22 protein-coding genes are annotated in these 26449 nt (G+C 36.1%); 13 read left to right on the top strand and 9 right to left on the bottom strand.

The features are described from left to right. Both WH188_RS23090 and WH188_RS23085 read left to right on the top strand, forming a co-directional pair. On the top strand, positions 1-828 hold the full coding sequence (locus WH188_RS23090) for an energy transducer TonB (protein WP_168127538.1): 828 nt from the start codon (positions 1-3) through the stop codon (positions 826-828). Positions 829-840: 12 nt separating this feature from the next. Next, positions 841-2139, top strand: a complete 1299-nt coding sequence (locus WH188_RS23085) for a bifunctional folylpolyglutamate synthase/dihydrofolate synthase (RefSeq protein ID WP_168127537.1) — start codon at positions 841-843, stop codon at positions 2137-2139. A gap of 192 nt (positions 2140-2331) precedes the next feature. On the opposite strand, the gene WH188_RS23080 is transcribed toward WH188_RS23085, so the two are convergent. The 6 genes from WH188_RS23080 to WH188_RS23055 form a co-directional block, all read right to left on the bottom strand. Next, positions 2332-3351, bottom strand: coding sequence for an asparaginase (locus tag WH188_RS23080; RefSeq protein ID WP_021188735.1), 1020 nt, complete (start codon positions 3349-3351; stop codon positions 2332-2334). 8 nt (positions 3352-3359) lie between these two features. After that, positions 3360-4127, bottom strand: coding sequence for a TatD family hydrolase (locus tag WH188_RS23075; protein ID WP_168127536.1), 768 nt, complete (start codon positions 4125-4127; stop codon positions 3360-3362). A gap of 639 nt (positions 4128-4766) precedes the next feature. Next, positions 4767-5753, bottom strand: coding sequence for an FKBP-type peptidyl-prolyl cis-trans isomerase (locus tag WH188_RS23070; RefSeq protein WP_168127535.1), 987 nt, complete (start codon positions 5751-5753; stop codon positions 4767-4769). Positions 5754-6181: 428 nt separating this feature from the next. Further along, a complete protein-coding gene (locus tag WH188_RS23065) occupies positions 6182-7165 on the bottom strand; it encodes an FKBP-type peptidyl-prolyl cis-trans isomerase (RefSeq protein ID WP_132769008.1) in 984 nt (327 codons plus the stop codon). 18 nt (positions 7166-7183) lie between these two features. Beyond that, positions 7184-8194 carry a DHH family phosphoesterase gene (locus tag WH188_RS23060; protein ID WP_168127534.1) on the bottom strand — a complete coding sequence of 337 codons (1011 nt, stop codon included), beginning with the start codon at positions 8192-8194 and terminating at the stop codon, positions 7184-7186. A 117-nt stretch (positions 8195-8311) separates the two neighbouring features. Further along, positions 8312-10951, bottom strand: coding sequence for an outer membrane protein assembly factor BamB family protein (locus WH188_RS23055; protein ID WP_168127533.1), 2640 nt, complete (start codon positions 10949-10951; stop codon positions 8312-8314). Between the two features lie 157 nt (positions 10952-11108). Here WH188_RS23055 and WH188_RS23050 point away from each other — a divergent pair, with 157 nt between their 5' ends. The 5 genes from WH188_RS23050 to WH188_RS23030 all read left to right on the top strand — a co-directional run bounded on the left by WH188_RS23050 (position 11109) and on the right by WH188_RS23030 (position 17470). Beyond that, positions 11109-11498, top strand: a complete 390-nt coding sequence (locus WH188_RS23050; protein ID WP_021190553.1) for a DUF423 domain-containing protein — start codon at positions 11109-11111, stop codon at positions 11496-11498. A gap of 79 nt (positions 11499-11577) precedes the next feature. Further along, positions 11578-14079 carry a replication restart helicase PriA gene (priA, locus tag WH188_RS23045; RefSeq protein WP_237682818.1) on the top strand — a complete coding sequence of 834 codons (2502 nt, stop codon included), beginning with the start codon at positions 11578-11580 and terminating at the stop codon, positions 14077-14079. Between the two features lie 129 nt (positions 14080-14208). Further along, positions 14209-14865 carry a protein-L-isoaspartate(D-aspartate) O-methyltransferase gene (locus tag WH188_RS23040; RefSeq protein ID WP_168127532.1) on the top strand — a complete coding sequence of 219 codons (657 nt, stop codon included), beginning with the start codon at positions 14209-14211 and terminating at the stop codon, positions 14863-14865. A 370-nt stretch (positions 14866-15235) separates the two neighbouring features. Continuing rightward, positions 15236-17059 carry a MutS-related protein gene (locus WH188_RS23035; RefSeq protein ID WP_168127531.1) on the top strand — a complete coding sequence of 608 codons (1824 nt, stop codon included), beginning with the start codon at positions 15236-15238 and terminating at the stop codon, positions 17057-17059. A 6-nt stretch (positions 17060-17065) separates the two neighbouring features. Continuing rightward, positions 17066-17470 (top strand): acyl-CoA thioesterase, encoded by a 405-nt coding sequence (locus WH188_RS23030; protein WP_132769000.1) that lies wholly within the window; start codon positions 17066-17068, stop codon positions 17468-17470. A gap of 42 nt (positions 17471-17512) precedes the next feature. On the opposite strand, the gene WH188_RS23025 is transcribed toward WH188_RS23030, so the two are convergent. Further along, entirely contained in the window at positions 17513-17890 is a 378-nt protein-coding gene (locus WH188_RS23025; RefSeq protein ID WP_021190548.1) for a DUF779 domain-containing protein, read from the bottom strand. An 84-nt stretch (positions 17891-17974) separates the two neighbouring features. Continuing rightward, a complete protein-coding gene (locus WH188_RS23020; protein ID WP_168127530.1) occupies positions 17975-19477 on the bottom strand; it encodes an aldehyde dehydrogenase family protein in 1503 nt (500 codons plus the stop codon). A 208-nt stretch (positions 19478-19685) separates the two neighbouring features. On the opposite strand from WH188_RS23020, the gene WH188_RS23015 reads away from it, so the two are divergent. After that, positions 19686-20594, top strand: a complete 909-nt coding sequence (locus tag WH188_RS23015) for a helix-turn-helix domain-containing protein (protein WP_168127529.1) — start codon at positions 19686-19688, stop codon at positions 20592-20594. A gap of 4 nt (positions 20595-20598) precedes the next feature. On the opposite strand, the gene smpB is transcribed toward WH188_RS23015, so the two are convergent. Then, positions 20599-21054 (bottom strand): SsrA-binding protein SmpB, encoded by a 456-nt coding sequence (gene smpB / locus WH188_RS23010; RefSeq protein ID WP_132768994.1) that lies wholly within the window; start codon positions 21052-21054, stop codon positions 20599-20601. Between the two features lie 389 nt (positions 21055-21443). Here smpB and spt point away from each other — a divergent pair, with 389 nt between their 5' ends. The 5 genes from spt to WH188_RS22985 are packed head-to-tail and all read left to right on the top strand — an operon-like array spanning position 21444 to position 25857. Next, entirely contained in the window at positions 21444-22643 is a 1200-nt protein-coding gene (gene spt / locus WH188_RS23005) for a serine palmitoyltransferase (protein WP_021190543.1), read from the top strand. Between the two features lie 9 nt (positions 22644-22652). Continuing rightward, complete coding sequence (locus WH188_RS23000; RefSeq protein WP_168127528.1) at positions 22653-23777, top strand: hypothetical protein; 1125 nt, start codon at positions 22653-22655, stop codon at positions 23775-23777. Continuing rightward, the gene (locus tag WH188_RS22995; RefSeq protein WP_168127527.1) at positions 23774-24766 is read left to right on the top strand and encodes an NAD-dependent epimerase/dehydratase family protein; all 993 of its coding nucleotides are present in this window, start codon (positions 23774-23776) and stop codon (positions 24764-24766) included. The genes WH188_RS23000 and WH188_RS22995 overlap by 4 nt, the downstream gene beginning before the upstream one ends. An 11-nt stretch (positions 24767-24777) precedes the next feature. After that, the gene (locus WH188_RS22990) at positions 24778-25467 is read left to right on the top strand and encodes a CDP-alcohol phosphatidyltransferase family protein (RefSeq protein ID WP_132768988.1); all 690 of its coding nucleotides are present in this window, start codon (positions 24778-24780) and stop codon (positions 25465-25467) included. A 3-nt stretch (positions 25468-25470) separates the two neighbouring features. Next, a complete protein-coding gene (locus WH188_RS22985) occupies positions 25471-25857 on the top strand; it encodes a GtrA family protein (protein ID WP_021190541.1) in 387 nt (128 codons plus the stop codon). Positions 25858-26449 lie beyond the last annotated feature (592 nt).

Below are 26449 nucleotides of genomic sequence, written 5' to 3'. Positions count from 1 at the left end.
ATGGCTTACCATCTTCAACATGAGGAAAATAACTTCCCCAAAGCATTAGGGATTTCTACTGCTATAATGGGGATTTTGGTATTGATAAGTTTCTTTATCATTTTTGGAACCAAAATGCCCGATGAATACGGTATGGGCGGTATGGTTGTGAATTATGGTACAGCAGAAGAAGGCATGGGCGATGATTACATGAGTGTTGAAGAACCTTCTGTAGATCCCAATGCTAATAATGTAAAACCAGATCGCGTCGTTCCAGAAGAAATACCGACACCTACACCTTCACAGCAGGTCGCTGACAAAGCAGTCGTGACACAAGATGTTGAAGATGCTCCCGTTGTTACGAAGGCTTCAAAGCCCGTAAAAACAGTTGCGCCTGAAACAACAAAAGAAGTGAAGGACAGTAAACCTGCAGTAAATTCGAATGCCCTTTATAAAGGCAAAAAGAATAACGGCACAGGTTCTGGTGATGGTACAGGAACGGTACCTGGCAATCAAGGTAGTAAATTAGGTGATCCTTTAGCCAGTAATTATGGTGAAGGTGGTTCTGGAAACGGTAATATGATGCTTTCAATTGAAAACAGAAGTTTTACGCAGAGACCTCAGATTGATGATAATGGACAGCAGGCTGGTAAAGTAGCTGTTGAGTTCCGCGTAAACCAATCGGGAGTGATCATTTATGCACGTGCCGGAGTGAAAGGTACAACCATCACGGATCCAAGCTTATTGGAAAAATGTGAAAGAGCTGTTCGTGGAGCTCGATTGAATCAATTGCCAAATGCGCCTGACTCTCAGACAGGCAGAATTGTATTCAATTTTAAACTAAGATAAAATTTATTGTCAATGCATAATTATAATGAGGTAATCGAGTATTTATATGCTCGATTACCTATGTTTACCCGTGACGGGGCATCCGCCTATAAAAAGGATTTAGATAATACCTTAGCATTACTTCATGCGTTAGGAAATCCACAAGATAAATTCAAATCTATTCATATTGCCGGTACGAATGGGAAAGGTTCATCCTCTCACATGTTGGCTTCTATCTTTGCAGAGGTAGGATATAAAACAGCCCTGTATACTTCACCACATTTATTAGATTTTAGGGAACGTATTCGTATCAATGGACAGATGGTCGATGAGCAATTTGTTATTGATTTTGTGAATAATCTGCATGCACTGATTGAAGAGATTCAACCCTCATTTTTTGAGGTTACGGTGGCTATGGCATTTGATTACTTTGCAAAACAGCACGTTGATATTGCCATCATTGAAGTTGGTTTAGGTGGTCGTCTTGATTCTACAAATGTCATCATGCCACTGGCATCCTTAATCACTAATATCGGTTTTGACCATATGAATATGTTGGGTGATACGCTTCCAGCTATAGCATCTGAAAAAGCAGGTATTATAAAAAAAGATACTCCTGTTGTCGTATCGGAATATCATAAAGATACTGCGCCTGTATTTCTAGAAAAAGCTAAGCTTGAAAATGCAGCGCTTGAGTTTGCATCCGACAAATTGCAATCAGAAATTAAAGCCATTAATGAAGATCATTTACAGATTGAAGTCAAGGATAAGGAAGGTCATATCGAGCAATACGAATTAGATCTAAAAGGAACGTATCAATCAAAAAATATATTAGGTGTCTTGCGGATTGTTGATCATATGCGGACACGAGGTTATGATCTGTCACAGGACGATGTAAAAAATGGTTTGCGAAAAGTACAGTCTTTTACTGGCCTTCAAGGTCGATGGCAGACACTTTCCAAAAAACCTTTTATCATTTGCGATACTGGACATAATGAGGATGGAATTAGGGAAGTTCTGAAAAATTTAGCCAATACAAACTATCGGCAATTGCATTTTGTAATAGGAGCTATGAAGGATAAAGATTTAGGACATATGCTCCCATTGTTACCTACAGATGCGATCTATTATTTTAGTAACCCTGATATGCCTAGAGCGATGCCTTCAGAAGAACTTGCAGCTGAAGCACATCTATTGGGACTAAAAGGAAATGCATATGGCCCTGTCGTAAAAGCTTTTGAAGCAGCAAAAAAACAGTATCAGGACGGAGATTTAATTTTTATAGGAGGAAGTAACTTTGTGGTATCAGAAGTGCTTGCCGCTATAAACTAATGTGCTGCCTGATAAGACAGCTATTGTAAAGTAAAGCAAAAAAAAAGAGCGAGCAGATCTTTAGATCTGCTCGCTCTTTTTTATGCCACAAGATTGTAGTTAAGTAATTACCCAATTTTCGAATTTTCTTCAAGTGCTGGGAATTTTATTCTATGTAAAATTTATCCAAATTCAATTCAATTTATGAAAAAATTAATCGTTGATAGTCAATTCACCTCTGATATCCTTTTCGATCCAATAGGCAACATCTTTTTGATCTTCGCATTCACCCTGTAGGTACATGAGCTTTGTTACAGCAGCTTCAAAAGTCATATCGTAACCATTGAGTACTCCAATCGCTTTTAGTCCAGTGCTCGTCTCATAACGCCCCAGTTCAACAGAACCAACCTTACATTGTGATATATTTAAAATATTCTTACCGTTATCAATGGCTTCTTTCAGCAAATCTAAAAACCATTGATCGGTAGTGGTATTTCCGGAGCCAAATGTTTCCATAACAATAGAACGGACATCCGAATTTAATACTGCTCTGATTGTACTAGGACTTATACCTGGAAACAATTTCAGAACACCCACGCGATCGTCAAGTTTGGTATGCAAAATAAACTCTTTACCACTGTTGTTTAATAAAGCATCTTGATTGTATTGGAGATGAATACCTGCCTCTACAAGAACCGGATAATTGGGGGAACGGAAAGCTTCAAATTTTGCCGAATTATATTTGAAAGAACGGTTACCTCTAAATAATTTATTGTCAAATAGAATACATACTTCTTGAATCATGGAGACCCCAAAATGCTTTGTAGACGCAATTTCTAAGGCAGTCATCATATTTTCCCTTGCATCGGTGCGAATTTCTCCGATCGGTAATTGAGAACCTGATAAAATGACGGGTTTTTGTAACCCTTCCAGCATAAAGCTTAAAACCGAAGCCGAAAATGACATGGTATCTGATCCATGTAAGATGACAAAACCATCATATTCATCGTAATTGTCCTTAATGATCTGTGCCATTTCAATCCATATTTCAGGCTTCATATTGGAAGAATCAATAATGGGATTAAAGGAATGTACGGTTAATTTATAATTTAATCGACTTAGATCTGGAAGATTGCGCTTGATTAATTCAAAGTCAAAGGGAACGAAAGTTCCCGTTTCGTCTTTGACCATTCCTATGGTGCCACCTGTGTATATGATAAATATGTTATGCATGATGTGAGTTAGATTCCAAATATTCTTTTTGAGTTTTCAGTTGTTATTGCCGCTACTTGTTCTATTGGTAATTCTTTAATGTCAGCTATTTTTTGTGCTATATAGTATAGATAACTACTTTCATTTTGTTTGCCTCGAAACGGCATCGGAGCAAGATAAGGCGCATCAGTTTCCAGTACAATATGTTGTAGGCCTATCTGTTTAACGACTTCGTCAAGCCCCGCTTTTTTAAAAGTGACAACTCCGCCAATACCCAGTGCGAAACCCAGATCGATAGCATGTTGCGCTTGTTCAATGTTTCCTGTAAAACAATGTAGTACCCCAAAAAGCTTTTCATCTTTTAGTTCTTCTAATAATTCAAATAATTCGTTAAAAGCCTCACGACAATGAATATCTATTGGTAAATTAAGATCTTTAGCCCATTGTACCTGCTGACGAAAAGCATCTTTTTGAATCTCCAAAGTAGATTTGTCCCAATACAGGTCTAGGCCAATTTCTCCGATAGCATATACTTTGTGTTGCTGCAGTGCCGCATAGATTTTTGTTAGTTCTTCTTGATAGTTTTCTTTTACATCACAGGGATGTAAACCGAGCATCGGAAAACAGTTGTTTGGGTATGCATCAACAGTTTTCATGACTGCAGCTATCGATGCACTATTGACATTTGGAAGAAAAAGGCGATGAATATCTTTATCAAAGCAACGTTGCATTTGTTCTGCTAATGAATCGTTTTCGGTGTGATAGTATATATGGGTATGGGTATCTGTTAGTAACATGGATTATAGTTATAGCGAAGGTAAAAATAAATGTTTAGGATGAAACGACCTAATTTGATGAAACTTAGTCATTATCACGGTGATGGATATAGCGCCAATGCTTTGAAAATTAGAAACTCATATAGCTGTTTTATTACGAATATAAAACTACACAGCTTTTTTTTTGATTTTTTGTTAAAAATGAGAAATATTTGATCAAAATTTTAACTGTTTTATTATTAAGGACAGGGTAATATTCCTGTATTTAGGAATATTGTAGATAAATCACCTATATAATGCATATTCCTTCCTTTTACGATGGGATCTATAGCACTCTTCTATCCCGTCAATTAGAAAAGATGTAGTCATTCATCCATCCATTTATTTGATATAAAAATCAAACGCTTACTTATTCTTACTTCCTTCTTTATTTGTTTAAGTACACTTTGTCAGGTCACGATTTCAAGCAAATTGCTAAAAGTTTTACAGATAATAAAATTCTGATAATTATGGACTTAACCAAGCCAATTTTGCGTAATGCCCAAGCTAATTATTGATCCTTATCGCATTGAAGGGTTTATCAACATTTGGAAATAGAAGACCAATGAAAAAGGGCTTATTGAATTACCAATAAGCCCTTTTTGATAAATATTTATGTCCTTATTTTTTTACTGGTGTAGCAGGTGTCAATTTTGTTGCAGGAATTGTTGTTGGAGCAGCTGCAGGAGCTTTTCCAGGAATAATGTCAATAACTTCTACGTCAAAAATTAACGGCGAATATGGAGGAATCTCTCCAGCCTGACGTTCGCCATAAGCTAAATTAGAAGGGATAACCAATGTTGCTTTTGAGCCTTTGTTTAATAACTGGAAAGCTTCCGTCCAGCCTGTTATAACACCATCTACACCTAAATGTAGACGAAGAGGTTCATAAGGTCTTTGTGCATTGAATTTTTTATATTTTTTAGCAAGATCAGCTTGATTGGTATCAAATACTTTATCGTTTGCTAATTTCCCAACGTAATTAACAACTACTGTATCACCAACAGCGGCATTTTTACCTGATCCTGGTTTTGTAATTACATATTGTAAACCGGAAGCAGTTTTCTGAGTTGCTAATTTATTATTCTTTAAGAACGCTTCAACTTTCCCTGTTTCAGCCCCTTTTAATTTTGCAGTCTGTTCCTCAAAATATTTCGTAACCTGCTCACTTAATTGTTGGTCTGTTAATTTACCTTTTTTGAAGTGTTTTTGAACTTTAATCGTATAGATGATGTATTTATCAGCAAAATCAGGTTTTGGTTGCTTTGTTTTAGCCGTTATAGAATCTAAATTAATCTTAAATACCAAACTATCACCTTCACCTACAAATTTGAATAAACCAGTTGGATCTCCTGGGTTTTGTTTGATGATACTATCCGGATATAATTGTAGGATTTGTGGAACTCCTGCATCGTAAGTACTCGACATGACAGAATCTCTATCAGATTTTTGAATAATATCTACCGACAATAGATCACCTGCAACTGCCTTTTCTGCACCAGCATCCTTCACGATTTTGTATTCTAGGCCACCCTCGGCCTTTTTAAAGTTTTGGCAAGCAGTTAATAAAAGCCCTGATGCCGCGAATAGTAAAATTGATTTTTTCATTTAAGTTTAATTGCTTTCTTATTTTTTATTAATTCTTTATAATCTGGTCATACGACTTTAGTCGTATTGAGATTCTGTTCCTTTTAAATAGTCTTCCTATTCTATGGAAGGAAACATCTCAGATCAAAGATAATTTAATTTGTTCAGTTCTGGCAGTAATTTTTACGTAAAAAAATGTAAACATGGATATGAAAAATAGCTATGATACTGCTTAAACATGGATTTTAAATTATCATGGAAGGCAAAAGAAAACATTAAAAATTTTTAAAGAAAATCATGCGATTTGAATTTTTATTAACCCTAATTTGGATATAAAGGAAAGGTGATTCTTGTGAAAATATAATATAAATTTTAAATTTAGGTCCGCCCCAAAAAAAAGCACTTATCGGTGATCCGATAAGTGCTTTTCATTTTGATAATTTCTGTACTTATTTCTTTACAGGCGTAGCCGGTGTCGTTGTTGCAGGAATTGTCGTTGGAGCTGCAGCAGGTGCTTTTCCAGGGATAATGTCAAGAACTTCCACATCGAAAATTAAAGGTGAATATGGAGGAATTTCTCCAGCAGGACGTTCGCCATAAGCTAAAACCGAAGGAATAACCAAAGTAGCTTTTGAACCTTTGTTCAATAATTGGAAAGCTTCAGTCCAACCTGTAATAACGCCATCAACACCTAAATGTAAACGTAAAGGCTCGTAAGGTCTTTGTGGATTAAATTTGTTATGTTTTTTAGCTAGATCAGCTTGGTTAGTATCAAATACTTTATCGTTTGTCAATCTACCGATGTAGTTAACAACTACAGTGTCACCAACAGCCGCATTTTTACCTGATCCAGCCTTAGTAACAACATATTGTAAACCAGAAGCAGTTTTCTTAGGTGCTAATTTGTTGTTTTTCAAGAAAGCTTCAACTTTTCCAGCTTCAGCGCCTTTTAATTTTGCAGTCTCTGCTTCAAAATACTTCGTAACTTGCTCACCTAATTGTTGATCAGTTAACTTACCTTTTTTGAAGTGTTTTTGAACTTTAATCGTATAGATAATATATTTATCAGCAAATGCTGGTTTTGGTTGTTGTGTTTTGGCAGCTACAGAATCTAAATCGATTTTAAATACCAAACTATCACCTTCACCTACAAGTTTAAATAAACCTGTTGGATCTCCTGGGTTTTGTTTGATGATACTATCTGGATATAATTGTACGATTTGTGGAATTCCAGCATCAAAAGTACTATTTAATAATGAATCTCTATCTGTTTTAACAACCATGTCTACCGACAATAAATCACCAGATACAGCTTTTTCAGCACCAGCATCTTTAGCGATTTTGTATTCTAGGCCACCTTCAGCCTTTTTAAAATTTTGGCAAGCAGTTAATAATAGTCCTGATGCCGCGAATAATAGAATTGATTTCTTCATTTCAGTTTTATTGCTATCTTATTTTGTTAATATTTCTTTATAATTCGGTAAAGCGGATTTAAATGTATTGATAACCGTTTGTAGATCATCATGTGAATTTCCTCCAGATGCATTGAGATGACCACCGCCATTAAAATATGTTTTGCATATTTCATTGCATGGAACATCACCAATCGAGCGCAAAGATAATTTAATTTGTTCTTTTCTGTCAATAATTAATGCAGCTAATCGAATTCCTTTAATTGACAATGCATAATTCACAAGTCCTTCGGTATCTCCAGTAATCACTTCGAAGCTTTTTAAATCTTCTTGTGTAACGTAAATCATGGCTGTGTTGTACTCTGGGAATACTTCTAAACGATTGAGTAAGCAGTATCCTAAGAATTTTAACCTTCCTTCCGAAGAACTGTTATAGATCAGCTCGTGAATAGCCCAGTTCTCTGCGCCACAATCGATCAAGCTCGCGATTATCCGGTGTATTTCTGAAGTCGTAGAACGGAAACGGAATGAACCTGTGTCGGTCATAATGCCTGTATACAGGCAGGTTGCCATATCTGCAGAGATACTGCCAGCTTCTTGCATTTCTGTTGTTATAAATCTGAAAATTAGCTGTGCAGTTGCCGCAGCTTTAGGATCCCAATATTCATAATCATGAAAACCTTGAGGTTCAAGATGGTGGTCAATCATACATTTTATACCTGTCGCGTTTTCAACAGGAACTGCCATATCATGGATACGGGACAGTCCATTAAAATCAAGGCAGAAAATGATTTCAGCATCGGCAATTAATTTTTGATTTTCTTGTACTTCTTTGGTGTAAATGCGCACATGTTCTAAACCCGGTAACCAGTCTAAAAAGGATGGGAAATCGGATGGAACGATAAGGCTTACATCATGTTTATGGGCTTTTAGCCAATAAAATAGACCTAATGAAGAACCCAGCGCATCGCCATCCGGCTTGAAGTGCGTAGTGATTACAATTCTTTTAGGTTCTGATAAAAGTGTTTTTAGTTGTTCTGATGTCAGCATATTCGTATTAAGTCTGCAAACCTACTATAAAAAAAAATATTTATAGCATTTTTTTATAAACATTTGAGACGTTTTTGATTTTTGATTTATGTTTTTAAATTTTTGAAATACAATTTGTTAAAATTTATAAACATAAATTTTGTGATCTCGTTTAGAGCTAATTAAATAAGATGAATTATTCCCGAAATCGATAGGACCAAAATAGAATTTTGACATACCTTCTACAGGAAAGCCATTTCTTACAAGACCATCTTCATTGAAGATATAAATCATACGGTTATCTGTACCTACAGCAACAAGATCGTTATTGTTTGTCACTTTAAAGAATAAAGGTCTGTTACTGACATCGTCCACAAATTTGTATGCAAAATATTTAGTGCTATCTTTCTGGTTATACACAGATAGATTATTGTCACTAAGAACAACGTAATCTTTATCCGCACTGCCACTTACATCTTCAAAGTTGAACGTAAAGTTTGTGCCCCAATCGCCAATTTTTAATTTGATCGGATCTCCCTCGAAAGGAACTTTAATCACTTCTCCTTTATCTTTCGGTACAATAACAAAGGAATTCTTCATATCCGAAGTTGTTATCAACCCAATTGGGTTCTTTAACGTTTGCCCATTGACATTAAGCTCTTCTTTACGGATAAGAGTACCATCTTCATTAAAAAAGTAAACTGACCCTTGGCTGGTTCCTGCAATGATAAAATTTTGATTAGCAATTGTAGCTGCTTTCAAATCAAATAAAATTTTGCTGTCCAAGCTTGGATTTTTCCAATCTTCGATCTTTTTTCCCGTCAGATCGTATACAGCTATCTGGTTTGAGCACGGAATATAGATTCTTTTTTCATTGTTGAAATTTGTCAGTGTAAGACCTGCAGAGGCATTGCTCGGTAAACCCACAGAAAAACCAGGTATTAACTTTCCATCAGGAGAAAAACGATACAGACGACTTCTGGTATTCAACAGTATACTACGGTCCTGCAATTGAATCGGTTGCCCTAAAATTTCTCCCTGAAAGAGTGTTTTCCATAATTCTTTACCAGAAGGGCTGAGTGCATAGACCGTATGATCCTGCTCTTGTACTAAAATAAATTTGCTGTTTTCAGTCTGATTAAATACCCAAGGATTATTGATTAATTTTGAGTTCATTTGAAATGTCCATGCTGCAGTCCCTCCAAAACGATTTTTAGATTTGTATAAGGCATAAAAACCTGAAATAAATCCACCAGCATTTCCACTTACCTGCAAAGAAGTCGAGTAAAAATTTTGATAACCAAAAAGTTCCTTATCTCTGAAGTTTTTAGCATACTCCGACTTTAAGTTATTAATGATTGTATTCTTCGCTGTTTCAGGTTCGATATAAAACGTAACATTCGCTCTGTTGCTCTGAATGGCACTATGATTCTTGAAGATGGCTGTTCCAGACATCATCTGGTTATCGAAATAAGCCTGACGGTACTTTCGTAGAACACCGGTCTGATTTGCCACAACAAGTACTTTTCCGATTCTTGTAAAGTATGGACGCTGAAAACTTTTGAAGGGATCTCCGAAACTTGAATAAAGAATGTTGGAATAATCAAATTGGTAGATATCATCTCCTTGATTGCTGCTTATTTTTTTTGAAGTTTCTATAAATTTACTGCTATCAGCTAAACTAACAAGACCTAGAATATTCATATTATCCAATTCCGCAATTGCAAATTCATCATTCCATAAAGGTAAAATATCAGTTTGAAAGATTACTTTTCCTTCATTCTCAATGAGCTTTTGATGGCTCTTAATTTTATCAGCTTCCTTTCGATAGGTAAATAAATCGCTAAGTGAGCGATGAAAGCTATTGATATCAGAAAGGCTATAGTTAATGTAGGAAGAGGTGTTTTTTGGTAAAAAATTAGCTAAAGTTTGCACTTGTGGTGATTGATGAGCAAAAAGTTGCAGATAGTTATGCTGATTCAGGTTAAGCTGCGTTTCTCCTTTAAAAATTAATGCATCATCTTTGAAGTTTAGATTCCAGGCTGTAGATCCTTGTAATGAATCAATTTGATTAAGATACATGCCAAACTTACTGCGCATGATTTTTTTTGCTAGAGCTGCAATTTGATTATTACTAAAATAAAGACTTAACGGAGTATTCTTACTGTTTTGACTGATGAAGAATTCAATTTGCTTATGATCTAATTTTTTAACCGATTTATCAATGACCTGATGGATTATTGAAGGATTATAACCAGCAAAAAGAATATTTTCATGAAGTGTACAGAACAGCACAGAATCTTTAATACCTTTATCAAAACTGTAAATGCGGTGACCTAGCGTGTCAGTTTGATTTTTCTTGTATTTTTTATCTACACCTTGAAATAAAGCTTCTAAGGTCTTATCGTTTATTTTTTCATTCAGACCGACCGTATATAATGATGCCATACCCGATTTTGTAGGGTGATAGGAAAGAATGACTTCCACATCCTGCACTTTGCCTTTAATCGATGCCGCACTTAAGAAATCCTGCTTAATTGTTTTGAGATTGTCAAAATCTTGTTTTCCCTGAATTGCTTCAAACAGTTCGAAATTCTGGAAAATTGTATCCGTTGTTTCGTTATTTCTGAAAGCTGCAATAAAGTAGGTATCAGCAGGTAAATACTGGAGTGTTTTTGTCGCAGTTTCTTGCTTGCTGCTGCTGTCGGAGAAGTAGTAGATGGAAGCCGCAACTACGGCTATAAAAAGTAGGACAGTAACAATAATCGTATTTCTCATATCTAATAACAAACGTACTAAAAAATATCTGGAACCTGAGTTGTCACAAATGTAAGTACTCCTTTGTAACAATAAATTTAACAAATATTCTCCTTTTCTGAGGAAGATTTGATACATTTATCCAGCATTAATAAAATATAGACGTAATTTTCGATTAATGAATAAGAGAATCATCCTAGTGGCTGCATTTTTTGGTGCACTAGCTGTTATTTTAGGCGCTTTTGGTGCGCATGGTTTAGAAGGTAAGATTAGTGAACAACATATCGAAACTTGGAAAACTGCCAATCAGTACCATTTTTACCATACTTTGGCTTTGTTGTTTCTGTCCACTTTTTCGCGGGCAAAAACTGCATCTATCCGTGTCTCATTTATAGCCTTTATAATTGGATTGCTTTTCTTTTCAGGTTCTTTATATCTGTTAAGTGTGCGCGAAATTACAGGTTTTGGAAATCCAGCTATTCTTGGCCCAATAACACCGCTGGGTGGAGTCGCCTTTATAGTAGGTTGGGCAGCACTTTTCGTTGCCGCATTAAAGAATAAGTCATAATTTAACGGTTTTATTACCGTAAGATGAGCCCTCGGAGAAATTAACGTTTTTTCGAGGGCTTATTTTTTAGTAATTTTACATGATACTTGAAATGAATATGCCAGAGCCTCAAAACTTATTTTTTATAGACCGAGCAACTGTTTTTGTTGATGTTATTTTGCCTTTAGCATTAGCGAATACCTATACTTACCGAATTCCAGTTGAATGGAATGATAAGATCCAGGTAGGTGTTCGTGTTATGGTTCAATTTGGAAAGAATAAAATCTATTCTGCTATTGTAAAACAAATAACGAAAGAGGCGCCAAAGCATTATGAAGCAAAGTATATTTTAGACATCATTGATGAAAAACCTATCGTAGATGGTGCACAACTACAGTTGTGGGACTGGATATCTGATTATTATATGTGTTCATTGGGAGAGGTTATGCAAGCTGCTTTACCCTCTGCTTTGAAATTGGCAAGTGAAACTAAGATCGCCTCGGCTATTTCAGAAGATTTCGACCGTTCGACTTTGACTGATAAAGAGTATCTGATCATTGAAGCACTTGAGGTGGCCGGTGAATTAAAAGTAAATGATATCGTTAAGCTATTGAGTCAAAAGTCTGTTTTCCCCATATTGAAAGCGATGTTTGATAAGGGAATAATATTGATTTCTGAAGAGATTACTGAACGATATAAACCAAAGACTAAAGTTTTTTTCTCTTTTGCTCCGGAATTTCGGGATGAAGATGGTAAACGGAACTTATTAGATGCCTTAAATCGAGCTCCAAAGCAGCAGGATGCCGTATTGGGTTTCATGCAATTGTTGAAAAAAGGAGTGGATGTTACCCGACAGATGATAATGGAAGCATCGGGATGTGGTTCGGGCGCCATTACAGCATTAGTTGATAAAGGCGTATTTCAGGTTAAAGAGAAAGTCGTCAGCCGTTTTCAAGGAGAAGATCTCGAATTGGAGGCCAATTTTGAATTTAATGATAATCAAAAACGTGTTTTTGACGAAATTCATCAGTGCTTTGAAACTAAAGATGTCACCTTATTGCATGGTGTGACAGCATCGGGGAAAACACAACTCTATATCAGATTGATTGAGGAAGCATTGGCAAGAGGTCATTCAGCCCTATATTTACTGCCTGAAATAGCTTTAACATCACAGATTACCGCACGTCTCAAATTGCATTTTGGCGATAAACTTGGTGTATATCATTCGAAATTTAATGATAACGAACGTGCTGAGGTATGGCATAAGGTAATGAAAAACGAATTTAAGGTTATCGTAGGCGCCCGTTCTTCCGTGTTTTTACCTTTTCAAGATCTGGGAATTATTATTGTCGATGAAGAGCATGAGAGTTCTTACAAACAATATGATCCCGCACCGCGCTATCATGCTCGTGATACAGCGATATATTTGGGGTATATTCATCAGACTAAAGTATTACTAGGTTCTGCAACACCATCTATTGAAAGTTTCTATAATGCAAAATCCAAGAAATATGGTTTTGTACAGCTTTTAGAACGTTTTGGTCAAGCACAATTGCCAGAAATCCATATTGTCGATATACCGCAAGAAGGAAGAAAGGAAAATATGTTTTCATACTTCTCGGGTACTTTATTAAAAGCTATAGAAGGAGCATTGGAACGTAAGGAACAAGTGATTCTATTTCAGAATCGACGTGGACATACCACCATAATTCAATGTAACACCTGTGGTTTTGTAGCTAAATGTGTGAACTGTGATGTCAGTATGACTTACCATAAGAGTTCAAACATGATGCATTGCCATTACTGTGGCCACGTGGAACCTCCAATTAAAATCTGCCCCGCATGTGGTATGCCACATATTGAAAGTAAAGGTTTTGGAACCGAGCGTGTAGAGGAAGAACTGGAATTACTGATGCCTAATGTCCGAATAGGACGTTTGGATCTAGATTCTACAAAAGGGAAAAATGGTTTTGATAAAATTATAGGTGCTTTTGATGAACATGAATTTGATATTCTGATCGGTACACAAATGGTTGCAAAAGGACTGGATTTTGGAAAGGTCAGCTTAATCGGTATCATCAATGCAGATACCATGATTAATTTTCCTGATTTTAGAGCCTATGAAAGAGCTTTTTCACTTTTCTTGCAGGTCGCAGGACGTGCAGGAAGAAGAGAGGCAGGAGGACAGGTTATCATTCAGACTTACACACCAAAACACCGTGTGTTAGAACAGGTTGTTGCGCATGATTATCAAGCCATGTTTGATACAGAGATCATTGAACGTAAAAATTTTGCATATCCGCCGTTCTACCGTGTGATCAGAATCGATATTAAGCATATGGATATCCAGAAATGTTATGACGGAGCTAAAAAATTTGCGTCAGGTCTGCGCCAGCAATTAGGTTCACGGGTTCTTGGACCAGAAACCCCTTTAGTAGGAAGAGTACGTAATTATTTTATTCAGACGATCACATTGAAAATTGAACGCAATAACATCAGTATTGTTAAAGTAAAAGATCTGATTAAGATGGTGAAGAATGATTTTATTGCAGATAAAGCAAACACGGGTTCACGCATTGTGATCGATGTAGATCCTTATTAGAGGAATCGGTAGATGAAATTAGCCAAAAATTATTCTTTTCAAATGAAATAGCTTGCAGGCTAATTGATTAGTTATGAAAAAGTTCTTGTAGTGGTAATTGTTAAATAACAATAGTATTTTTGAGTCATAATGGCGTATAAATTTGTAGATAATTATAGAGAAAAAGGTGCTCGTAAGCAATTGGTGCAGCTGCTGAAGACAAGAGGTATTAGTGACCAGAATGTGCTGAATGCCATTGCTAAAGTACCACGTCATTTTTTCTTTGATGAAACCTTTTGGAATCAAGCATATAAAGATATCGCATTTCCAATCGGCGATGGACAAACGATATCTCAACCGTATACTGTTGCTTATCAATCGGAACTGCTGCATGTTAAAAAAGGAGATAAGGTTTTAGAAATAGGAACAGGTTCGGGATATCAAACTTGTATACTGCTGGAGCTAGGCGCTCAGGTTTATACCATAGAACGACAAGAAAATTTATATAATAGAACCATACAGGTATTGCCATATATGGGATATAAACCCCATTTTTTCTGTGGGGACGGTTCTAAAGGAATTGAACAGCATGCACCATATGATAAGATTATCGTAACTGCGGGTGCTCCATTTGTACCCGAGATTATGCTGAAGCAGTTAAAAATAGGGGGTATATTTGTAATACCGGTAGGTGATGAGAAAGAACAAAAAATGGTCACAATCATTCGGGTTGGTGAGAATGATTTTGATAGCATTGAATTAGATACATTTAGATTTGTCCCTTTGGTTGGGGATCAAGCTTGGTAATAACCAGGCTTTTTTTTAGCGATTTGGATTATGATCCCTTCTTACTATTAAATGTTCAGAGAAATGACGAATATAGGGCTGATGATAAAGAATAGCACTGTGATCTAAATGCATCAAATTAGTGAGGAAGTTTTACTGCGTACATCTAATAACTAATGATACATCAAACTGCTAGTAAAGAAGATGTGAATGCCTTAAATAATTAATAAAAAGTAAACAAAATGAGTGTAACGTGCCTATAATGCCGTTGAAAATGGATACTCATAAATAATTATATATAGATGGAAGCGAGCATGAGCATATGTACTGCTTTTGGGGAGGAGTATGCTTATGCTCGCTTCATTACCGTTAAACAACAAATTATACTTCAATGAAAGATAAAATGATGGATTTATATCTTAGCAATAAGGAACAGATTGAACAGGAAGTGAAAAAGCTCGACAGAGTGATCAATAAGAATAGTTTTTATCGCCTCGGTGTTATTATTTTTGGTGGGGCAGCGCTATTCTATTCATTTCAGCTTGAAAATCTTGTTCTTGTATTGATTTTATTTTTTGCACTGATATTTCTTTTTGCTTTTTTGGTTAATAGACAAAGTAAATTAGAAAAAATAAGTGATTACCAGAAAGCGTTATTAGCGGTCAATGTCAATGAGCTAACGCTAGCAAATACAGGAGTCAATATCTACGATAACGGTATGCATCTGGAAGATGGTAAGCATCCTTACAGCTCCGATCTGGACATTGTAGGAAATCATTCGCTATTTGAGTTATTAAACCGCTCAACTACAAAACTGAGTATAGCGGTATTAGGTAGTTGGTTACTTAATGATGCAAAGCGTGGCGAGATTGTGAAACGTCAGGAAGCTGCAGCTGAAATAGCTAGTGATATGCGTTGGAGTCAGGATTTTCAAGCAAAGCTTTTATCAAATCTGAATCAGAAGCTAGATGTAAAGTCTTTTTTAGCAACCTATTTTGAGTCCGGAGATTTTACATTCGGAAGCGCAATTATGCGGATCTATGTTAAGCTTGCCCCTTTTATATTTATAGGATCGGTCGTTTTAGCCGTTTTTGTTCCATCTGTGGCATACCTCCCAGTCATCATAGGATTGATCCATATCCTTTGGTCAATGTTCAACGGTGGCAAAATTTCTTTTTTTTCCAGTCGGATCGATAAAGTAGGAAATCTGCTGGATTCATATGCCGCAAGTATGGAACTGGTCGAAAATAGGGCTTGGACAGCGAACCGTAACCAGGAATTACAGGAAAAATTAAAAATAGAGGGGTCATCAGATTCGGTTTCCCATGCGTTCAAGAAATTGGGTAAGCTGATCAGTAATCTGGATGCCCGAAACAACATGATGGTCGGGACAATTTTAAATCTGATATTTTTATGGGATTTTAAGCAGGTATTGGCCATTGTAGACTGGAAAGCTAAGTATCAAGCTAATATTTTGGAAGCTTTTGATACTTTAGCTGAAGTAGAGGCTTTGGTGAGTTTAGGTACTTGGAAGCGAAATCATGCTGAATGGACTACCCCAATTATTCTTGACCATCTGGAGACACCCATAGAAGCTGTCGATTTGGCGCATCCCTTGATTGCATCTGATAAATCTATTGCCAATACCTATACAAATGCTGACCATGAAATCGCTTTGGTGACAGGATCTAATATGGCTGGAAAGAGTACATTTCTGCGTACTGTCGGTATAAATGCTGTTTTGGCTTATGCGGGAGCAGTAGTGCCAGCAAGATCTTTCAAAATTCCGATGTTTCATTTGATATCTTATATGCGCATTAAGGATAATCTGAATGAAAGTACGTCAACTTTTAAAGCAGAATTGGACCGGATGAAATTTATTTTAGAAACTGTAGCGGAACGCAACGATAGTTTCTTTTTAATCGATGAGATGTTAAGAGGAACTAATTCTGTTGATAAATATTTAGGCTCTAGAGCTATTATCAAAAAATTGATTACAGAAAAAGGAAAGGGAATGGTTGCAACGCATGATCTGCAATTATCAACGTTAGCCGACGAATATCCACAGGTTGTAAAGAATTACCACTTTGATATACAGGTGATCCAAGGAGAAATGCTATTTGATTATAAACTGAAAATAGGAGAGTGTAAAATATTTAATGCTTCAATGTTGTTAAAAGGTATTGGAGTCGACGTAGAACAAGGAAGAAATTAAACAAAAATGACATTACAAGAAAGAATTGAACAGTCGAGAACACATCATTTTATAACTGTTTTTCCGTTTACAACAAATCACCACGCAACATTATTTGGTGGTAAAGCCATGGCGATCATGGACGAGGTAACTTTTATGTGTGCAACACGGTTCTGTAGAAAAGCACTCGTAACTGTTTCCTCAGATAAGATTGATTTTGAAAAAGCAATCCCTGCAGGAAGTATGATTGAAGCTATTGCGGAAGTAATACATGTAGGAAGGACTAGCTTAAAGGTAAAAGTGGAAATCTTCTTAGAAGATATGTACAAAGATGGAAGAGAATTAGCGGTGAAGGGTGTTTTCTCATTTGTTGCCTTAGATGATAATAAAAAGCCGATACCAGTTTTACAGGGACTGGAAATCGAAGATTAGTATATCGGATATCCTAAATTGCGTATGGAATAACAAGTCTTGTTATTCCATACGTTTTATAGGAGATAGGTCGTTTAGCTCTTCCTCAGTAAATAGCCTATAGTGTACTTTGAAAGTTTTCCCCAAAGAAGACTCTAAAGAAAATCCCCCCGGGCCAAACCCATCAAGTACATCAAGTGTGAAATGTGAAAATTTCCAATATTCAAATAAATCCCGATCGATCCAAAATTCATAACCTTCAGCAAGCCCGATCATAGCATCATTCATTCTGGGATAGTATCCCCCTTTTTCAAAACATTGAGGCTGTGTGCCCTCGCAACACCCTCCAGCCTGATAGAACATCAGATCTCCGTGTTGAGCTACTAATTCACGAATCAGTTCTTTGGCTTTTTCAGTAACTGCTAAACGCTCTGTCATCATATATTGCTTTTATATCAGTATCATAAGAAATTAAAAAATGGGATTATATCGATAACCCCATTTTTTAATATTGTGTTTTGCTGATTAGAAAAATCCAAGTTTCTCTTTGCTATAAGAAATCAGCATATTTTTTGTTTGACGGTAATGGTCGAGCATCATTTTATGATTCTCACGTCCGATACCCGATTGCTTATAACCACCAAAAGGAGCGCCTGCAGGATAAGAGTGATATTGGTTGACCCATACACGTCCAGCCTGGATAGCGCGCGGGATTTGGTATAATTGATGAGCATCTCGTGTCCATACACCAGCTCCCAGCCCATAAATGGTATCATTAGCAATTTCTAAAGCCTCTTTTTCATCTTTAAATGTAGTTACTGCTAATACCGGGCCGAATATTTCCTCTTGGAAAATACGCATTTTGTTATGACCCTTAAATAAAGTTGGTTTGATATAATAACCATCTTCTAAGCCATCACCCAAATGGTTCTCATCGCCACCAGTTAATACTTCTGCCCCCTCTTCTTTACCCAATTTTATATAGGACATGATTTTATCCTTTTGGATTTTTGAAGCCTGTGCACCCATCATAGTCTCAGGGTCCAAAGGATCACCAACTTTAATTTGATTCACACGGTCTATTACTTTAGCAATAAAGCGTTCGTAAATATCCTCCTGAATCAATAAACGCGATGGACAAGTGCAAATTTCACCTTGATTTAATGCAAACAGAACAGCTCCCTCAATTGCTTTGTCTAAAAATGCATCGTCGTGGTCCATGACAGAACTGAAGAAAACATTTGGAGATTTACCGCCCAATTCCAATGTTACAGGAATGATATTTTCAGTTGCATACTGCATTACCATACGACCTGTTGCGGTAGAACCTGTAAATGCAGCTTTAGAAACTTTAGGGTTTGTTACTAATGCGCGACCTAATTCACCACCAAAACCATTCACGATGTTAACAACACCAGCAGGAAGTAAATCACCGATTATTTCCATTAAAACAAGAATTGATGTGGGGGTACTTTCCGCAGGTTTTAGAACCACACAGTTACCTGCAGCTAATGCAGGAGCTAATTTCCATACAGCCATCAGAATAGGGAAGTTCCAAGGGATAATCTGCGCGATCACACCAATAGGTTCATGCACAATAAGAGACACCGTATTTTGATCCAATTCACTTAGCGAACCTTCTTCAGCACGGATAACACTTGCAAAATAACGGAAGTGATCAATGGCTAAAGGAATATCGGCATTTAATGTTTCGCGAACAGCTTTTCCGTTGTCAACAGTTTCCACTGTGGCAATATATTCTAAATTCTGTTCGATGCGGTCTGCTATTTTATTTAAAATGATGCTTCTTTCGGTTGCTGAAGTCTTTCCCCAAGTTTCAAATGCTTTCGATGCAGTATCAACAGCGAGTTCTAAATCTTCTTTTGTGGAATGTGCGACTTGTGTAAATACTTTTCCATCTAAGGGAGAAATATTGTCAAAATATTTACCTAATGTAGGTGGAACAAATTCTCCACCAATGTAATTTCCATAACGTTCTTTAAACGATGGTCTTTGAATTGCTGCCATAATATTTATTTTTATAATGTTATACAAATTGTTGAATACCAAATTTAACGAAAACGATTGTTCTCGTATAGCATTATAGTTTCAAACGATAGCACAATAGGAGCAACGTTATCAACAAATATTTCTATTAATCAAGCTAATACTATTGGATATTTAAGACAATTTGTCTAAGTTTGATTACCAGCCAATTATAATAAAAGATAGGGATATGATAAATAACAGGCTTGTAAATACATTACCATTTTCGTCGCGTCATGAACTTTCTACTTTGGTAGAAAATAGGAGAGCTTTTACGTTAGAAAATTTGGAGCTTAATGTCTTTGAAACATACAAGGCGTCAGAAAAAGTAGCGTTACAGTTTGATGATCTGGTTATGATCAATATGATTCAGGGTAAAAAAGTGATGCATTTGCAACAGGTGGATTCCTTTGATTATTTACCTGGTCAGACCATGGTTTTGCCAGCTTATAGTAAGATGCAGATCGATTTTCCCGAAGCGACCTTTACCGACCCTACGCAATGTACGGCGCTGACCATAAGTAAAAGTAAGATAGACGGTGTGATCAACCGTTTAAATGAGTGCTATCCCAAAGAACAACATTTAGCAGATTGGAAATTAGATATGAATTTATTCCATCTCTATAATACACCCGAATTGACAGATTTAATTAATAAATTATTTCAGACCATTACAGGGGATAATGTGTTGAAAGATGCATTAGCAGATTTAGCATTTAATGAATTAGTTATTCGTCTCCTACAGACGCAGTCACTATTATCACTTGATATTGCCAAGACAAAAACGAACACGGTATTACAGCATATTCGTAACTATATACATGCCAACCTTTCAGAATCCATTACTGTGGAAATTTTGGAAAAACAGGCAAATATGAGTAAATCAAGTCTATTTCGCCTTTTTAAGAATGAGTTGGGAATAACGCCTATCGAATATATCATACGAACGCGTATGCAACAGGCAAAGAGCTTATTACGAAAAACAAAAAGTGTTAAAGAGACGTGCTTTAGTTTGGGGTTTAATGATGTAAACTACTTCGTCCGTCTCTTTAAAAGCAGGGTGGGGGTGACACCCGGTGCTTATATAATAGGAGAATAAAATTTTATTTTTTCATCATCCTATCAAGCTCTCTTTTGCCCTCTCTTTCCTTAATTGTATCACGCTTGTCAAAGTCTTTTTTACCTTGTGCTAAGGCAATTTCGACTTTTGCAAATCCTCTGGCACTGATGAAAATACGTAAAGGAACGATTGTAAAGCCTTTCTCTTCACCTTTCACGCGTAATTTTTTTAATTCTTTTTTTGTTAAAAGCAACTGGCGATCTCGTTTTGCTTCATGATTGTAAAAAGATCCATGCGAATACTCGGCAATATGCATGTTCCGCAAATAAAGTCCATCATGGAAAAAGTTGCAGAAACTGTCGTTGATATTTGCTTTCCCTTCCCTAATTGATTTAATTTCAGTGCCTAGTAAACGTATTCCTGCAACATACCTGTCCAGAAGGTTGTATTCAAATGAAGCTCTTTTATTTTTTATATTGATATCTGATGATATTGCCATAATTTCTTAATATATTTATTCCTATTCCATTTCCAATACAAACCAGATTAAGTTTGTTAAATGTAATCACATAGGAAAGCAAATATAAATATTATAATGGTGTTTTTTTAGCATTGTTATTTTTGGATTTTAATTTAAGTGTTAAATTAAAATTATTTTTACGATATTTATATGTGAAAAATATGACTAACATTAAGTGAAAGTCAGCTTTTGTTTTCGTATGTTTGCATCGTTTTTGATTTAATACTGTTTTTCGTGCAGTATTATGAAGTCATTTTGTGTTAATCTATTTGGAAGTAGGAATTGAAAGTGTTGATGATGAAGCTATTATTTTGGTAATCATTACAATCAAAAACAATTATAAAATTTAAGAAATACCTTTTAATCGCATGAGTAAAGGAAAATTAGGCGAGAGAATATCGCAATTTAAAATCGTTAATGAATTAAAAGCTAAGGGCTTATACGCTTATTTTAGACCGATTCAGTCGAGACAGGATACCGAAGTGAAAATTGATGGCAAGCGTGTTTTGATGTTTGGTTCTAATTCTTATTTAGGGTTAACGACGGATGAACGTATTATCAAAGCTTCTCAAGACGCATTAGCAAAATATGGAACCGGTTGTGCTGGATCTCGTTTTTTAAATGGTACTTTAGATATTCATGTGGAGCTTGAAGAGAAATTGTCGGCTTATGTGGGGAAAGAGTCTACTATTTTATTCAGTACAGGTTTTCAATCAAACTTGGGCCCATTATCATGTCTTACTGGTCGCAATGATTATATCTTATTGGATGAACGTGATCATGCTTCTATCATTGATGGAAGTAGATTATCTTTTTCTAAAGTAATCAAGTATGCACACAATGATATGAATGATCTGCGTGCAAAAATTGCTAGATTACCAGAAGAAAGTGGTAAATTGATTGCAACGGATGGTATCTTCAGTATGGAGGGAGATATTGTTAATTTGCCTGAATTGATAAAGATTGCAGATGAATTTGATGCAACTGTTATGGTTGATGATGCACATAGTTTAGGTGTAATCGGAGAAAAAGGTGCAGGTACTGCCTCTCACTTTGGACTAACCGACAGTGCCGACTTAATTATGGGTACTTTCAGTAAATCATTTGCCTCTCTAGGTGGCTTTGTATCAGGCGATGCTGATGTTATCGATTACTTGAAACACTCTGCGCGGTCAGTTATGTTCAGTGCAAGTATGACACCAGCTTCTGTCGCTTCGACATTGAAAGCTTTGGAGATTATACAAACCGAACCTCAGCATATTGAGAAATTATGGTCAAATACAAATTATGCTAAAAAATTACTTTTAGAAAGTGGATTTGATTTAGGTGCTACAGAAAGCCCTATATTACCGATCTTTATTAGAAATAACGAGAAAACATTCTGGGTAACCAAAATGCTTCAAGACGATGGGGTTTTTGTTAATCCAGTAGTTTCACCTGCTGTTCCTGCAGAAGAATCATTGATTCGTTTCTCTTTAATGGCAACACATAGCTTTGATCAAATTGATGAAGCTATTGAGAAGATGGTAAAAGTCTTCAAATTAGCAGATGTTGAATCTTTAATCTAAGTGTCTATTATGATACAGGTTATTCCCGTTGAAACAAAGAAACAGAAACGGTTATATATAGATTTTCCGCATAGTTTATATGCGGAAAATCCTTATTATGTACCAGAGCTATATCTTGCTCAGTATGATTTGCTTACTCCTGGTAAGCATCCTTTCTACAAACATTCCTCCACACAATTATTTTTAGCATACAAAGATCAAAAACTGGTCGGTCGTATCGCCGCAATTTGGAATGTTAATCATAATGCATTCAATCAAGTGCAGGAAGGGCAATGGGGATTTTTTGATTGTATTAACGATCAAGAGGTTGCAAATGCTTTGTTTCAAGCAGCAAAGGATTGGGTGAAAGCTAAAGGTGGAACTAATATTGTTGGTCCAATTAATTTAACGACTAATGATACTTGTGGTTTATTGATCGAAGGATTTGATAGCCCACCTGTAGCGATGATGCCTTATAATTTTCCTTATTATCCAGAATTAGTTACTCAAGCAGGTTTTCAAAAAAAAGTTGATTTGCGTGCCTACCTAGTGATGGAAAATAAAGCAAGTAAACGATCTGTGCTGTTGTTGGAGAAACTGGAAGAACGATTAAACCGTTCGGGAATTAAGATTCGTCAAATGAACTTGAAGGATTTTAAAAATGAAACCGAGCGAATTAGGGAGATCTATAATAAAGCTTGGGATAAAAACTTAGGTTTTGTGCCTTTTACGGAAGATGAATTTAACTACGCTGCAAAGGAAATGAAAATGATCGTTGATCCTCGATATGCTTTATTGGCTGAAAAGGATGGGAAGGTCATTGGATTCGCTTTAGGAATTCCGGATATCAATCAGATTCTAATTAAAATCAAACGTGGTAGACTATTGCCGACTGGGATTTTTAAATTGCTCTTTGGATTGAAAAAGGTGAACCTAATTCGAGTTTTGATGCTTGGCGTATTGGATGAGTATCGTAAATTAGGAATAGAAGCCTGCCTTTATGGTAGGATAATTAAAAACTCTGGCGATGGGTTTACCGTCAAAGGAGCAGAATGCTCGTGGATGCTTGATACTAATTATATGATGAATCACGCCATCGAGCAAATCAATGGAGAATTATACAAACGCTATCGTTTGTATGAGCAAGCGCTATGAGAAAAAAAATCCTAATCACAGGCGCAAGTGGTTTTGTCGGTTATCATCTCGTTCAAGCTGCCCTTGAGGCAGGTTTGGAGGTGCATGCAGCTGTTCGGAAAACCAGTGATGTCAGTGAAATAAAGTCTTTTGTTGATCAATTTGTTTATCCTGATTTTAAAGATAAGGATTCATTATTGAAACTGCTGGAGCAAGAGCAATATGCCTATATTGTTCATGGAGCAGCTATGACTAGAGCGAAGAATGAGCAGGATCTTGTTGATGTTAATGTCGGTTATACTGAAGTTTTAGCAGATGCGGTATTTCAGGCTAATATTCCTCTTGAACGTTTTGTTTTTATCAGTAGTTTGGCAGCTATTGGCCCGGTGGCCTATGATGCACCAGCTATCAATGAACAAAACGAGTATCATCCTGTGACTGCTTATGGTCGAAGTAAGGTGTTAGCAGAACGCATGCTTGAAAAATATGCAGCTAATAAGCTTTCCATTATTCGCCCCACCGCCGTGTATGGTCCCAAAGAGAAAGATCTTTTTGTTTTATTTAAAACATTAAATGCTGGATTTGATGCCTATATCGGGAAATCGCCACAAAAATTAACGTTTGTCTTTGTGAAAGATCTGACAGATGCTATTTTAAATGCTTGTTTTCTCGATAATGGAGATAAAAAATCTTACAATATTACAGACGGCCAAGTTTATGGTCGTTATGAAATGGCGACAATTTTCAAGAAATACACTTCAAAATCATTATATAGATTTCATCTTCCATTTAGTCTTGTGAAAGGTGTTGCTCAGGTTATGGAGCGGGCTTATAAAAATTCCAGCACCATACCGGTATTGTATCCGGAAAGATTAAATGAATTGACAGCAGCCAGTTGGGCATGTGACATCAGTTCGTCAAAAGAAAATATTCAATATAGACCGCGTTATGATTTGGATGCTGGACTGAAGGTTACAATTCAGTGGTACCGTGATCATAATTGGTTATAATAAAAAGAGAGATGAGTGGTCAAAAAATAAATAAAAAACTTTTTCAAGATAGAAAAAGAACAAATATATTGAGTAATCCGGAACAGAAATTTATTTCATATTTAGTTCCACGTATTCCAAATTGGATTTCGTCCGATGGTTTGACAGCGATCGGTCTATTTGGATCCGTCATGATTATGGCAAGTTTTATCTTGGCCCAATATTGTGACATTAATTATCTACTGCTAGGTATTCTAGGCTTTTTTATTCAATGGTTCGGAGACTCTCTTGATGGCCGTATTGCTTTTTATAGAAATAAATCGCGTAAATGGTATGGATTTTCACTGGATATTGTAATGGATTGGATCAGTACGGTACTGATTGGTCTGGGGTATGTATTTTATGCAAAAGGTAATTTTGAATTAACAGGTTTTGTATTGGTAGCTTTGTATGGCTGGGCCATGATTCTTTCTTTGTTGCGTTATAAGGTAACAGATAAGTATACAATAGATGCAGGAATTGTTGGGCCTACAGAAATCAGGGTCATTATATGTCTTGTTTTACTTATAGAAGTATTTTTTGTAGGTGCAATTCATTACTTAGTGATGGGTATCTGTGCTATTCTTTTTGTTATAAATTCTATTGATACTAAAAAGTTATTAGATTTAGGCGATATCAGAGATGCTGAAGAGAAGAAAACTAAAGAGTCAGAAAATTTATAAGATATGAACCCAAAAATCAAAGAGTTCTTTAAGGCGCAGTTATCTGCTTTTGTAGGCGGTCTTTCCGATTTTGGTATTTATACTTTTTGTTATAAAGTGCTGAGTTTTTCTCCAGCATTCTCAAATGTAATCAGTGGCTCTTTAGGAGCCATTGTTAATTTCGTTATTAACCGTTATTGGTCTTTCAATAATACTGCTGCCCCGTTGGGCCAGCAGCTCGGTAAATTTGTAGTTGTAGTTGCAGGAAGTATTTTATTAAAGTCGGGTGGTATTTATTTATTGGATGATATATGGCACTTACACCCATTAGTCTCCAAAGTAATAGTGGAGATTATTGTTTCCTTGGGATTTAATTATACACTTCAGCGATTTTGGGTTTTTAAAAAGTAGAAATCGGCTTTTGAAATATTTATGGAATAAGATTATTAAGGTCATCTCAACGGAGATGACTTTTTTATTTTTAGGCCTTTTCCTTAATAAAATGAATCAGAGCTTCTTTGCGTATATTTTGATTTTTACTTCAGTTTTATTTTTCCTTAATATTACGATGCTCATCGTAAGGACGCGATAGCTTTCATTTATTTAAAGAGATTTCAAGGTGTGATTGCTTCATGGAGCAGCATTGTTTTGACAAGATGATAGGACCACGTTAAAGTAATTAGTAACGTCATAAATCACACTGTACTTAAGTAAATCAAAAGAAACCTACTATTGTTAGCAGGGTGATACCATGTTATAAACAACTGGGTACCTTGTTCGCATATAAGAGAGGTATAACAGGGGGATAAGAGGGGGATTTTATAGGGGGTTTATAGGGATATATCCCTATAAACCCCCTATAAAATCCCAATAATATCTATATAAATCCTGGCTTAAATAATAATCAGGTCCCTGTCAGTTCCTGATCAGGTTATAATATGCCTTATTCTGGAGTATCTGTACGGAGGGTAATAGTAATAGTAACGATGATCCTGCTGTACCG

The organism is Sphingobacterium sp. MYb388, from assembly GCF_037479535.1.
GTDB classification, from domain to species: Bacteria; Bacteroidota; Bacteroidia; order Sphingobacteriales; family Sphingobacteriaceae; genus Sphingobacterium; species Sphingobacterium anhuiense.
Note: the sequence above shows the minus strand (reverse complement) of the source record. Positions and strands in the feature narration are given on the sequence as shown.